The organism is Streptomyces sp. NPDC039480 (assembly GCF_055597165.1).
On the sequence record NZ_JBVITX010000003.1, the window covers coordinates 630965 to 643367 of the forward strand.

The 12403-nt window shown below is 70.7% G+C and carries 11 protein-coding genes; 8 read left to right on the plus strand and 3 right to left on the minus strand.

Features of this window, described 5'->3' with window-relative positions; all coding sequences use genetic code 11:
- Positions 1-18 precede the first annotated feature (18 nt).
- Complete coding sequence (locus ACZ56E_RS13495; protein ID WP_471213906.1) at positions 19-660, minus strand: restriction endonuclease; 642 nt, start codon at positions 658-660, stop codon at positions 19-21.
- 268 nt (positions 661-928) lie between these two features.
- On the opposite strand from ACZ56E_RS13495, the gene ACZ56E_RS13500 reads away from it, so the two are divergent.
- Both ACZ56E_RS13500 and ACZ56E_RS13505 read left to right on the plus strand, forming a co-directional pair.
- Positions 929-3310, plus strand: coding sequence for a SpoIIE family protein phosphatase (locus ACZ56E_RS13500; protein WP_471213907.1), 2382 nt, complete (start codon positions 929-931; stop codon positions 3308-3310).
- A gap of 78 nt (positions 3311-3388) precedes the next feature.
- Positions 3389-4156, plus strand: coding sequence for a restriction endonuclease (locus tag ACZ56E_RS13505; protein WP_471213909.1), 768 nt, complete (start codon positions 3389-3391; stop codon positions 4154-4156).
- 23 nt (positions 4157-4179) lie between these two features.
- Here ACZ56E_RS13505 and ACZ56E_RS13510 read toward each other — a convergent pair whose 3' ends face one another.
- Positions 4180-6408: an MMPL family transporter gene (locus ACZ56E_RS13510; protein WP_471213910.1), complete on the minus strand. Its 2229-nt coding sequence runs from the start codon at positions 6406-6408 to the stop codon at positions 4180-4182.
- A 92-nt stretch (positions 6409-6500) separates the two neighbouring features.
- Between ACZ56E_RS13510 and ACZ56E_RS13515 the strand changes: the two genes are divergently transcribed.
- From ACZ56E_RS13515 to ACZ56E_RS13525, 3 genes are all read left to right on the plus strand, one after another.
- Complete coding sequence (locus ACZ56E_RS13515; RefSeq protein WP_471213913.1) at positions 6501-7235, plus strand: TetR/AcrR family transcriptional regulator; 735 nt, start codon at positions 6501-6503, stop codon at positions 7233-7235.
- Between the two features lie 89 nt (positions 7236-7324).
- A complete protein-coding gene (locus ACZ56E_RS13520; RefSeq protein WP_471213915.1) occupies positions 7325-7912 on the plus strand; it encodes a DUF2975 domain-containing protein in 588 nt (195 codons plus the stop codon).
- Complete coding sequence (locus tag ACZ56E_RS13525) at positions 7912-8154, plus strand: helix-turn-helix domain-containing protein (RefSeq protein WP_468605288.1); 243 nt, start codon at positions 7912-7914, stop codon at positions 8152-8154. Before ACZ56E_RS13520 ends, ACZ56E_RS13525 begins: the two co-directional genes overlap by 1 nt.
- 43 nt (positions 8155-8197) lie before the next feature.
- On the opposite strand, the gene ACZ56E_RS13530 is transcribed toward ACZ56E_RS13525, so the two are convergent.
- On the minus strand, positions 8198-9856 hold the full coding sequence (locus ACZ56E_RS13530) for a catalase (protein ID WP_468605290.1): 1659 nt from the start codon (positions 9854-9856) through the stop codon (positions 8198-8200).
- Positions 9857-10166: 310 nt separating this feature from the next.
- Here ACZ56E_RS13530 and ACZ56E_RS13535 point away from each other — a divergent pair, with 310 nt between their 5' ends.
- The 3 genes from ACZ56E_RS13535 (at position 10167) to ACZ56E_RS13545 (ending at position 12341) form a co-directional block, all read left to right on the plus strand.
- Positions 10167-10679 (plus strand): DUF1360 domain-containing protein, encoded by a 513-nt coding sequence (locus tag ACZ56E_RS13535; RefSeq protein ID WP_471213918.1) that lies wholly within the window; start codon positions 10167-10169, stop codon positions 10677-10679.
- A 111-nt stretch (positions 10680-10790) separates the two neighbouring features.
- Positions 10791-11015: a DUF5133 domain-containing protein gene (locus ACZ56E_RS13540; protein ID WP_471213920.1), complete on the plus strand. Its 225-nt coding sequence runs from the start codon at positions 10791-10793 to the stop codon at positions 11013-11015.
- Positions 11016-11198: 183 nt separating this feature from the next.
- Positions 11199-12341 (plus strand): PQQ-dependent sugar dehydrogenase, encoded by a 1143-nt coding sequence (locus ACZ56E_RS13545; RefSeq protein WP_471213921.1) that lies wholly within the window; start codon positions 11199-11201, stop codon positions 12339-12341.
- Positions 12342-12403 lie beyond the last annotated feature (62 nt).

The window sequence follows — 12403 nt, forward strand, 5'->3', positions numbered from 1 at the left end:
ATGCGACGCGAGGTGTGTTCAGGCCCGCGAGCGGCGCTGCGTTGCTCCGCCGCCACGCCCGTTCAACGGGATCAGCGACTCGATGTGGGCGCCTCTGACCCAGGCGCCCAGCAGATCGCGGTGCAGGGCCACGATGTCCTGCCGCACGGCGAGGCCCAGTGCCGCCTTCGTGAACGTGCGGCAGGTGGTGACGAACAGGGCCACGTCCGCGCCGTGCTCCGGGCGGGCGGTGCCCACGAACTTCTGCATGTCCTGCGAGGACACGCTGCGGTGCGGCGCGTACTTCTTGCACTGGACGACGAGCCTGCGGCCGTCGGCGAGGTGACCGACGACGTCGGCTCCCAGGTCGCCGCTCCTGCCGCTGACCACGACCCTCGTGCAGCCGTCCCGGCGGCACAGATCGGCGACGTACCGCTCGAAATCCTGCCAGGAGAGCGCGTCGACCTCCGCCATCGACAGCTCCCGCGCCTTGGCCTCCTCGTCCGCCCGCCACCGCCGGTCCCGCACGACCGCGAGACGGTGCGCACGCCACAGCCCCCATCCGGCCCCGCCCACCGCGGCGGCCCCGAACACGGCCACGAGCACCGGCCACACCGTGGCCCAGCTCCTGACCACCCACACGGCGGCGACCACCACCGCGACCGCACCCAGGGCCCGCACCCGCGCGCGCGTGCGCTTACTCCACCGCTTCCTCCACCTACTCCACCGCTTCCTCCACCGCCGGCTCCGTCGTGCCGCCATCGCCCCCCCCCACTCCCCCGATCCCCACACCCCTGCCCCGCAGTCTGGGAGGCCCGGCCGGGCCCGGCAAGGGGCCCCGCTGCCCGGTGGTGACGGCGGCGGGCTCGCCTTGGGTGGGTGTACCGCAGTTGTGCCTGCCCCGGGGAGGACGGATTCTGTAGGGAATGAACGGGGCTGGTGTGGCGCCATGACGGCATGGAACGCGTGGAACGCCGAGGCAAGCGCTGACTTCCGTGGTCCTCTCGACGTCACCAGGGCGGCCACGGCGGTCGTCGACGCGCGGAACACGGTCATGGGGTGGAGCCCCGCGGCGGAGCGGCTCCTCGGGTACCGGCCGCAGGAGATCATCGGCCGGCCCCTGTCGACGTTTCTGCTGTCACCCGGCCCGGCGGCCGCCGCCCGCCCGCTCTCCGCCGGGTCGCGGGGCAACGAGCTCCGCGTCGCCCGGCACCGGGACGGGCGTGAGCTGACCGTCGCCACCGCGGTGTGTCCCCTGGCGGGCGCCGGGTCCGCGGTGCGTGTCGTCGTCGTCACGGAGCTGCGGGACCTGCGGCTGTGGGAGTCCCGGCAGGCACTGCTGCACGGGCTGGCCACCCAGTCCCCCGTCGGCCTCGCCATCTACGACACCGATCTGCGCCTGACCTGGTGCAACACGGCGTACGAACTGGAGATGGGGCGACCGTTCGAGGAGTTCCGCGGCTCCCGGGCCGACGACATGTACTCCGAGGGGCGCTTCGTGAGCAAGGGCCATCCGCCCACGCTCGACTCGGTCATGCAGCACGTCCTCGACACCGGTGAGCCCTTCCTCGACCTGCACTTCCAGGGCCGGCCTCCCAGCGACCCGGAAACCGACCACCTCTGGTCCTGTGCCTACTACCGGCTCCAGGACGCCGACGGTCACGTGTTCGGCGTATGCGAAGACGCGTTCGACATCACCGACCGTTACAAGGCCCAGCGGCGGCTCGCCCTGCTCGTCGAGGCGGGCCGCGGCATCGGCGCCGCCCTCGATGTGCGGGTCACCGCCGAGAAGATCACCGAGGTGGCCGTACCGGAGTTCGCCGTCACGGTGACGGTCGACCTCGCGGAGGCGGTCCTGGAGGGTGAGGTGCCGGCCACCAGCGGTGTGGCCGCGAAGTCGCTGGTGCGGGTGGCCCGCTGCTCGACCGTGGAAGCCGACTGTGCGCGCCAGCCGGGACAGCCGCTCCCCGTGGAGTATCCGCCGGGTTCGCCGCAGTACCGCAGCCTCTCCTCCGGCGGTCTCGTGCTCGACGACGCGGCCCTGGTCGTGCCGTTGCGGGCCGGGAACAGCATTCTGGGCCTCGTCACCTTCGTACGCGGCACCGGCCCTGCCACCTTCGACAGCGGCGAGGTGGCCCTTGCCGACGAGCTGGTCGCCCGTACGGCCGTGTCCATCGACAACGCCCGCCGCTTCACCCGGGAGCGCACCGCGTCCCTGGCCCTCCAGCGGCAGCTGCTGCCCCAGCAGCTGCCGGAGCAGTCGGCGGTCGACCTGGCCTACCGCTACCTGCCCACGGACGACGTGACGGGGGTCGGCGGTGACTGGTTCGACGTCATCCCGCTGTCCGGGACCCGGGTCGGGCTCGTGGTCGGGGACGTGGTCGGCCACGGGCTGCAGGCGGCCGCCACCATGGGACGGCTGCGCACGACCGTCCGCGCGTTCGCCCAGATGGACATGGACCCCGTGGAGCTGCTCTCGCGGCTCGACGATCTGGTGGGGCAGTCGGCGGAGGAGCAGTCGGGCGGCCCTGCCCTTCCCGGCGGCTACACCGACGTGACCACCGGGGCGACCTGTCTCTACGCGGTCTACGACCCGGTGTCGCGGCGCTGCGTCATGGCGAGGGCGGGCCATCTGCCGCCGGCGGTCGTCGACCCGGACGGCCGGCTGTCCTTCCCCGATCTGCCGGCCGGGCCGCCCCTGGGCCTCGGCGGCCTGCCGTTCGAGTCGATGGAGATCGAGCTGCCGGTGGGCAGCCTGCTGGCTCTCTTCACCGACGGCCTGGTCGAGGCCCGTGACCGCGACATCGACCATGGGCTCGACACCCTGGGCCGGGTGCTCAGCGACCGGCACGCGTCGCTCGAAGAGCTCTGCGACCGGGCCGTGGCGGAGCTTCTGCCGGGCGGCTCGACGGGCGACGACACCGCCCTGCTGCTCGTCCGCACCCGCGAACTGGACACCGCGCAGGTCACCGAGTGGGAGCTGCCCGCGGAACCGGTCGCCCCGGGCCACGCGCGGGAGCTGGCCACCCGTCAGCTGAACCACTGGGGCCTCGGCGAGCTGTCGTTCGCGACCGAACTCGTCGTCAGCGAGCTGGTGACCAACGCGGTTCGGTACGCCGAAGGACCGATCCAGGTACGCCTCATCCGTGACCGCACCCTGCTGTGCGAGGTCGCGGACCGGGGCCACACCTCACCGCATCTGCGCCACAGCGGCGAGGAGGACGAGGGCGGGCGCGGCCTGTTCATCGTCGCGCAGCTCGTCCAGCGATGGGGGACGCGCTACACCCGCTCCGGCAAGACCATCTGGACCGAACAGGCCTTTCCCCCTTAGAGCGCGGGCTCTTAACCGCGGCGATCTTGGGCATGCGGATGAAGTGATCTTCGTTGCCGACCGCTGTTGGGGAGTGGCATGACCGTACCCACGCGCCCGGTTCGCCGTGCGAACCGTGAGCGACGTTTCGATCTGCGCGCGACCGCCCTGTTCTTCGTGCTCGTCGCGATCATTCTGTGCGGCTCGGTGGCTCTGGTGCGCGTCGCCGCCCAGATGGTCGAGAACCGGCCGCTGTGGATCGGTTCGCTCGTCGTCGCGGGCCTCGCGGCCTGCTGCCTGGGCCGGTCCAGGTGGCGCCGCTTCTCCGCGGCGAGGTACGCGCGTCGTACGGCCGAGGTGCTGGAGGAGGCGGCCGAGCGGGCCTCGGAGAGTATGGAGAGTGCGCCTCCGCCGGTGCGGGACCCCCAAGAGACCGCCGCCACCGTCGTGATCGAGGCTCCCATCGAACTCGACTACGCCGAACTCGACCCCGACGGTTTCGAGCAGGCCATAGCCGAGCTGTGCGCCCGTGACGCGTGCCAGGAGGTGGAAGTCGTGGGAGGCGCCTGCGACTTGGGGGCCGATGTGGTGGCGGTGACCCCCGACGGGCGTCGGGTCGTCATCCAGTGCAAGCGGTACGGGGAGGACAACAAGGTCGGCTCGGAGGAGCTGCAGCGCTTCGGCGGCACGTGCTTCACCGTCCACGAGGCCGACATAGCGGCCCTCGTGACGACGAGCGACTTCACCGCTCCCGCCCTCGACTACGCACAGCGGTGCGGCATAGTGTGCGTCGCCGGTGCGGAGCTGCGGGCCTGGCACGACGGCACCGGGCCGAGCCCGTGGGAGTCGGTGGTCCTCGACGCCTGACGGGGCCGGGCCCGGTCGCACGGTCAGACCCCCGCCGCGTCCTTCTCGTGCGGGTGGACGGTCGCCGGTTCCGGCGCGGGGCCGTGCTCGCTCAGGCCGAACCGGTTGTGGAACCTGCGCAGCGGCTCCGGCGCGTACCAGGCCGTACGGCCGAGCAGGCGCATGGCGGCCGGGACGAGGACGCCTCGTACGGCGACGGCGTCGATGAGGATGGCGAGCCCGCTGCCGAGGCCGAACAGCTGCATGAAGCTGATCTCGGCCGTGCCGAAGGCGAAGAAGCTCACCGCGATCAGGACGGCCGCCGCGCTGACGATGCGTCCGGTGTGCCCGAGTCCGTTGACGACGGCGGATTCGTTGTCCTCGCCCAGTTCGTGGAGTTCCTTGATCCGGCTGGTGACGAACACTTCGTAGTCCATCGAGAGGCCGAAGGCGACGCAGAACATCAGCACGGTCATCGATGTCTCCATCGGCTGGGCGGTGAAGCCGAGCAGGCCGGAGAGGTTTCCGTCCTGGAAGATCCAGGTCATGACGCCGATGGTCGCCGCGAGGCTGATCGCGTTGAGGACGAGCGCGCGCAGGGGCTGCACGATGCTGCCGGTGAAGAGGAAGAGCAGCAGGAAGGTGGTGACGGCGATCAGGCCGACGGCGAGCGGCAGCCTGCCGCCGATGGAGTCGTTGGAGTCGACGAGTTCGGCGTCGGCTCCGCCCACCAGCGGGTGTGTCTCGGCGGGCGGGGCGGTCTCCCTGACCTTCGCGACCAGGTCCTTGGCCGCGTCGGACTTCGGCGTCAGGTCGGTGACCACGTTGAGCTGCTGGGCCGTGGAGCGGCCGAGTGCCGCGTTGCCGGGGCCGGTCGGTTCGGAGCGTCCGTCGGCGTAGGTCCCGGTGGCGGCCTCGACGCGGGCGACGCCCTGGAGGTCGGACAGCCGGGCCGCGTACGACGCCAGCGGCGCCTTGTCCACCGCCTGGTCGATGACGACGTGCAGGGCGGCCGCGTCGTTGCCGTTGAAGTTCTCCCGCAGGGCCGTCGAGACCTGGCGGCTCTGGGCGTCCTCGGGCAGCACCCGCTCGTCCGCCGTGCCGAAGGTGCTGCCCAGCAGCGGGCTGGCCGCGAGCAGCAGGACGGCGAGCACGGGCAGCGCGGTGAGCGCGGGCCGCCGCATGACGGTGCGGGCCGCCCGTCCCCAGCCGGAGGTCGCGGAGGCGGTGGAGCGGTCCGGCTTCGCCCACGGCATCCGGCCGCTGTTGACCCGGTGTCCCAGGACATTGAGCAGGGCCGGCATGACGAACAGGGTGGCGAGGGCCGCGATGACGACGACACCGACGCCGGAGTATCCGAACGAGCGGAGGAAGTACTGGGGGAACACCATGAGTGCCGCGAGTGCGGCCGCCACCGTCGCGGCGGAGAACGCGACCGTGCGGCCCGCGGTGCTCATCGTCTTGCGCACGGCGTCCTCCACGCTCGCCCCGGCCGCGAGCTGTTCCCGGAACCGGCTGATCATCAGCAGGGCGTAGTCGACGCCGAGGCCGAGGCCGAGCGCGGTGGTCAGGTTGATCGCGAAGATGGAGACGTCGGTGACGCTGCCGACGACATAGAGCTCGGCGAACACGCCGACGACGGCGATGAGGGCGATCGCCAGCGGGAGCAGCGCGGAGACCACGGTGCCGAAGACGACCAGGAGCAGCAGGAGGATGAGCGGCACGGCGATGGCCTCGGCCAGGACGAGATCCTTCTCCGTCTGCGGCCCCATCTCGTAGCTCACGCCCGCGCTGCCGCCGGCCTTGACGGTGAGGGTGTCTTCGTAGGTTCCGGCGTATGCGTCGATGACGCCCTTGGCGTTCTCCTGTTGCTCGGCGTCGTGCCCCTTCACCCGGGCGAGCACGATGGCCTCGCGGGCGTCCTTGGAGCGGAGGTCGGGGCTCTTCGTGTCCCAGTACGCGACGACGTCGGCGAGGTCCTGTTCGCGTTTGAGGTCGGCCACCAGGGCCCGGCCGCTCCGCTCGGCGGCCGGTGCGTCGACGCGGCCGTCGGAGGCGCGGACCAGGAGCACCAGGTTCGTCTCTCCGCCGAACCTCTCGTCGATGACGTCTCTGGCCCGGGAGGACTGCGAGGCCGGGTCGTCGAACCCGCCGCCCAGCAGCTTCCCGAACGCGCCTGCGCCCAGGGCGCCCATGAGGACCACGGCCACGGCGGTGACGACGAGGACCAGCCGGGACCTTCGGATCGCCAGCTCGGCTATGCGTTCGAACACGCGAGTTCTCCTTCGGTGGTGCGGCGTGAGGGGGTGTATCGCGGCCGAACCTAGCGAGGATCAACTTGTTTGAGCAGTGTTAGATTTTTTTCATGCCCCGAGAGAAAGCTCCGCTGTCCGGTCTGTCACTGCGTGAGCGGCGCCGCGCCGTCGCCGCCCAGGAGATCGTCGGTGCCGCCGAGTCCCACATCGTCGAGCACGGCCCGCACGCCCTGTCCCTGCGGGCGGTGGCCCGCGCCCTCGGCATGACCGTGCAGGCGCTGTACCACTACTTCCCGAGCCGGGACGACCTCGTCACGGTGCTGATCACCAAGGCGTACGACGACCTCGCCGACGCCGTGCAGGCCGCCGCGGACACCGCGCCGGACGACCCCGGCCTGCCGGGCCTCGTGGTCGCGGCCGAGGGCTACCGCCGGTGGGCCATCGACAACCCGGAGCGGTTCCAACTCCTCTACGGAGCGCCGCTGCGGCAGTACCACGCCCCCGTCGACGGCCCCACCACGGAGGCGAACCGCCGGATGGCCGCGGTCTTCGAGCGGGAGCTGTTCCGAGGCTTCACACCCGCCCAACTGGCCGCCGCCGACACCCGGTCGCTCTCCCCCGGTTTCCTGGCTCACCTGGAGGACCTGTCGCCGATGAGCGGCGAGGCCCTGCCGCCTCCCGCGACCGCCCTGCTCCTGAGCGTGTGGGGTTACGTGCACGGCATGGTCGCCCTGGAGGTGTTCGGTCACACCGGCTTCCTCGGCGCCCACCAGGCCGAGCTCTACCGGATGGCGATGCGCAATCTCCACGACGACGTACGGCGACGGGTGCCGGAGCAGCCCTGAGCGCGGCCGCCGGCCCGGCGGTGAACTTGTCGATTATCGATATGCTCCGCTAGCCTGCGGCATATCGATAAACGATAGGAAGGGGCGCGGTGAACACGCGACTCACGAGGACTCTGGCCTCGGTCACCTTTGCGCTGGCGGTGCTCTGCGGGCTCGCCTTCGCCGGCACGGCGCTCACCCACATGCTCGACGACGGAGCGGTCTGCGTGGAGACGGGCTTCTGGGCCAACGCCTCACTCGGGCCGGACGGCCTGCCGGTCGGCCAGGGCGTGGAGGCGTCCGCAAGCGCCACACGCCTGTGTCAGGACAGTCCTTCCGTGGCGCAGCGCGCCGCCGACCTCGGGGGCCGCCTCCCCTGGCTGCTGTTCGGGACCCTCGCGCTGCTGCTCTTCTCCCGGCTGCTGCAGGCTGTACTGGCGCACGGCCCGTTCACCGATACAGTGGCGCGCCGGCTCTCCGTCCTCGGCTGGTGCGTCGCCGTGGGCACCCCGCTGGCCGGGCTCGTCGTCGGCTGGTCGCAGTCCTGGCTCACGGGGAGCATGGCGCCGGTCGCGGGTTCGGGGCCGACGGTCACCGGGCCGCAGGCGCTCATCCTCGCCGGTCTCGCCGCGGTGATCATGGGGAAGATCATGCGCGAGGGTGTGCGCATGCGGGAGGATCTCGAAGGGACCATCTGATGGCCGAAGAGGAACGTCACTCGATCCGGATCCATCTCGACCGGCTTCTCGTCGAGCGCGGCATGACGCTCACCGAGCTGTCCGAGAAGGTCGGCATCACCGTCGTCAACCTCTCCGTGCTGAAGAACGGGCGGGCCAAGGCCATCCGCTTCTCGACCCTGTCGAGGATCTGCGACGTCCTGCGGTGCCAGCCAGGCGATTTGATCACCCACGACACGGCCCCGGCAGAGGACGACCGATAGGTCACGTCCCTCTGCCGGGGCGACTGCTCACGGCGCCTCCTCGTCAGCGCGTGACCTCGTGCCGCTCATTGGGTACGCAGTGGGTCATGGTCAGGCCGGAGACGTCGCGCGGCGGGTTCTTGCCCAGCCGCTCCAGGCGCGAGCGGTCCTCGTCCGTCAGCGTCTGGCCCGCCAGCGGTTCCAGGTGGGTCACGTCGTCGGGGCCGATGCCCAGCCCTTCGCCGACGCGCAGCCCGAGGTCGTTCTCTACCAGGAGGAAGTGCCAGACCATGCGCTCCTGGACCTTCCGGTCGCACTGGGAGATCAGGTCCACGAAGTTGCGTACGAGATCGTCCCGCTCCCAGTCCTCCATCAGCAGGTAGCGCTGGCCCGCCTGCAGGTAGTCGTTGGTGAGCGGGATCCGCTTGCGGGTGAGCCGGCCGCGGATCTCCGGGCCCTGCTCGTCGTGCGTCGGGTACTGGCCCTCGCGGAGCCCGCCGGTGATCGACGGTTCGTAGTTGACCTCGGGGTTGTCGTTCGCCGCCCGGTTGTCGTACGCCATCGCGCCGTCGCGCTGGTTGGTGCGCACTTCCGCGTTCTTGGCCTGGTTCACCGGCAGTTGCAGGTAGTTCGGGCCCACGCGGTAGCGCTGCGTGTCGCTGTAAGAGAAGGTGCGCCCAACGAGCATCTTGTCGTCGGAGAAGTCGAGTCCGTCGACCAGGACACCGGTGCCGAAGGCGATCTGCTCGTTCTCGGCGAAGTAGTTGTCGACCGTGCGGTCGAGCACCATGCGGCCGACGGCCTTCGGCGGGAAGTCCTGCTCCGGCCAGGTCTTGGTGTCGTCCAGCGGGTCGAAGTCCAGCTCCGGGTGCTCGCCGTCCTCCATGACCTGCACGAGCAGCTCCCACTCGGGGTGGTCGCCCCGGCGGATCGCCTCGTACAGGTCCTTGGTGGCGTGGCCGAGCTCGCCGGCCTGCACGTTCGCCGCGTCCTCCTCGGTCATGCTGCGCACGCCCTGCTTGGGCATCCAGTGGTACTTGACGAGGACGGTGTCGCCCTCGGCGTTGACCCACTTGTAGGTGTTCACGCCGAAGCCCTGCATGTGCCGGTAGTCCGCGGGGATGCCCCGGGGGCTGAAGAGGTTGACCAGCATGTGCATGCTCTCCGGGGTCTGCGACATGAAGTCGAAGATGCGGGAGGGCTTCTGTTCGTGCGACACGGGGTCGGGCTTCAGCGCGTGGATGACGTCCGGGAACTTCACGGCGTCCCGGATGAAGAAGACACCGAGGTTGTTGCCCACGAGGTCCCAGTTGCCGTCCTCCGTGTAGAACTTCACGGCGAAGCCGCGCGGGTCACGGGCGGCCTCGGAGGAGTCGCGGCCGCCGATGACGGTGGAGAAGCGCAGGGCGACGTCGGTGCGCTTGCCCTGCTCCTGGAAGAGCTTGGCGCGGGTGTACCGGCTGATCGGTTCGTCGCCCCACTTCCCGTACGCCTCGAAGTATCCGAAGGCGGTGACGCCCCGGGCGTGGACGACGCGCTCCGGGATGCGCTCGCGGTCGAAGTGGCTGATCTTCTCCAGGAAGTGGTAGTTCTCCAGCGTGGCCGGGCCTCGCGCGCCGACCGTGCGCTGGTTCTGGTTGTCGTAGATGGGATGACCCTGCCGGTCGGTGAGCACCGGCCGGGGGTCGTCCGCGGGTGAACCCATGCTGGATACGTCCGTCATGACCATCGGCTCCTTGACGAGTGACCGCGTGCACGAGCCCGCGTGCAGGCGCGCGTGCGGGCTGGATGGTTGAGCCCCAGTACCCCGCCCCGTCCACGATCACACACATGCGGCCGGTGCGCCGCGCCGACCATACGGAGTTCAGCCGTCCGGACGCCGGACCACGCGAACGAGACCATCGGTCTCCGTTTCCGTCGGCGGCGACGGGTTACCTGTCGCCTGGGCGGCCCCGTCCCTGAGGCGCGCAGGCCGCCGACGCGCTTGAGTGGAGGACACGGTGTTTCAGGACTCTCGCAAGGAAGGCACTGGCGTGCAACGGATCAGGGGAGCCTTCCGGCGCGCGCGGAGCGCCTACTCCGGCAGGGAGGAACACCGGCTCGGCGGTCACCTCGGCGCCGTGGTCGCCTTCGGCGCGTACACGGCGGCCTGGGGCGCGGCCGTCCACCTGCGGAAGACCAAGCTCCCCGAGCGCCCCGAGCCCTGGGACATCCTGCTCGCGGCGACGGCCACCTTCCGGCTGAGCCGACTGCTCAGCAAGGGATCGGTCACCAGCCCCCTCCGTGCGCCGTTCACGAGTTACGAGGAGGGCACCGGCCCTGCCGAGGTGAAGGAGAGCCCGCGCGGCGGGGACCTCAGGTCGACCGTGGGCGAGCTCGTCACCTGCCCGTTCTGCCTGAGCGTCTGGCTGACGACCACCGTCACCGGCGCCCACCTGCTGTGGCCACGCGCCACGCGGACCGTGACGGGCGGCCTCTCCACCCTGGCGGTCGCCGACGTCATGCAGCTCGGCTACGACTGCCTGGTGCAGAAGAACGGCGAGTGAGCGCCGAGCATCCCACCTGAAATATCCGAAATGCCGAGGAATGCCGGTCGAGGCGTGGGACACAAGAGGCCGTGCACCCCTGCAAGCAGCGGATATGAGGGAGAACGACCCATGCTCATGGCCCATCTCGTCCTGAAGAACCTGGTCGAGCAGTACGAGGAGCTGCGCACCCTGCACGCCGGCACGGGCAGCGCGGTGGCGCGGCGGCGGATGGAGGACGTCGCCTATTCGCTGTGCGCGTCGACCGGGACCGGAAGCGTCGACGCCGCCCTCGCCGTCGCGCGGTTCCGGCTGCGGCGGGTCGGCGCGGTGAGCGAGCCTCTGCTCGCCGCCTGATCCTCTGTCGCGCGCATGTCGGGCGCATGTCGCGCGAGCGGGCGTGAGGGGGAGGGAGGGGCGGATGAAAATGGATGGCGCCTTGGTCTACGCCAATGGGGTCCGTCCCAGTATTCTCATCCGTGGCCGGCCAGCACACCATGGTGACCTCCCCCCCCATTCGCCGCCTCCAGGAGGATCACGGTGAACGTTCGCACCAGAAGCTCGGCAGTCATCGGCAGCCTCTGCCTCGTCGTCTCCCTCGCCTTCACCACGGCGTCCGCGGACGAGTCCGCCACGCCGCACCGGAAAGCAGCCGCCAAGGTCGCGCTCAAGAAGGTGGCCATGGCCAAGAACCCGTCCGCCGGTGCCGCCGGGCCCGGGGGCACGGTCTGGATAGCCGAACGCGCGGGCACCGTACGGGTCCTGGGCCCCCAGGGGCTCGGCAAGCCCGTCCTCGACATCTCCGACGAGACCACCACCGACGGCGAACGCGGCCTGCTGGGCATCGCGTTCGACAACAGGCTCGCGCACTTCTACATCTCGTACACGGACCTCGAGGGCACCAGCACCGTGGACGAGTTCGCCGTGCGGCACGGCAGGATCCGCCCCGAGACCCGCCGCACCGTCCTCACCCAGACGCAGCCCTACGCGAACCACAACGGCGGCGACATCAAGTTCGGCCCGGACGGCTATCTCTACATCGCGCTGGGCGACGGCGGCTCGGGCGGCGATCCGCACGGCAACGGACAGAACCTCGACACCCTGCTGGGCAAGCTGCTGCGGATCGACCCGCGCGGCGGCAAGCCGTATGCGATCCCGGCGGACAACCCGTTCGTCGGCGACCCGAACGCCAGGGACGAGATCTGGGCGTACGGGCTGCGCAATCCATGGCGGTTCTCCTTCGACTCGGGCACGGGCGACCTGCTGATCGGCGACGTCGGCCAGAGCGACTGGGAAGAGATCGACTGGGCCCCCGCGAGCAGCGACGGCGGCGAGAACTACGGCTGGGCCCGGATGGAGGGCACCCACCCCTTCCGCGGCGCCACCGAGCCCGCGAACCACGTCCCGCCGGTGTACGAGTACGGCCGCGGCGGCCTCGGCTGCTCGGTGACCGGCGGATACGTGTACCGGGGCAGGGCGATCCCGGCCCTCAGGGGTCAGTACGTGTTCAGTGACTACTGCGACGGCACCCTGCGCGCGCTGCGCATGGAGCGCGGCAAGGTCACCGGCGTCAGCGACCTCGGCGTCAACGGCGGCGAGGTCGTCTCGTTCGTGCAGGGCGGCAGGGGCGAGCTGTACGTCCTCGACATCGGCGGCAGCGTCGCCCGCCTGGACCCCGCGTAGGGGTCACCGCCCGTTGGCCGAGCCGAGGGCAGGTCAGTTTTTCCTTTCTCTGGACAAAGTGT

What these genes read in the sequence shown, in the direction of transcription:
- ACZ56E_RS13500 (WP_471213907.1), top strand. Translation starts at nt 929, where the DNA reads ATGACGGCATGGAACGCGTGGAACGCCGAGGCAAGCGCTGACTTCCGT.
- ACZ56E_RS13505 (WP_471213909.1), top strand. Translation starts at nt 3,389, where the DNA reads ATGACCGTACCCACGCGCCCGGTTCGCCGTGCGAACCGTGAGCGACGT.
- ACZ56E_RS13515 (WP_471213913.1), top strand. Translation starts at nt 6,501, where the DNA reads ATGCCCCGAGAGAAAGCTCCGCTGTCCGGTCTGTCACTGCGTGAGCGG.
- ACZ56E_RS13525 (WP_468605288.1), top strand. Translation starts at nt 7,912, where the DNA reads ATGGCCGAAGAGGAACGTCACTCGATCCGGATCCATCTCGACCGGCTT.
- ACZ56E_RS13530 (WP_468605290.1), bottom strand. Translation starts at nt 9,856, where the DNA reads ATGACGGACGTATCCAGCATGGGTTCACCCGCGGACGACCCCCGGCCG.
- ACZ56E_RS13540 (WP_471213920.1), top strand. Translation starts at nt 10,791, where the DNA reads ATGCTCATGGCCCATCTCGTCCTGAAGAACCTGGTCGAGCAGTACGAG.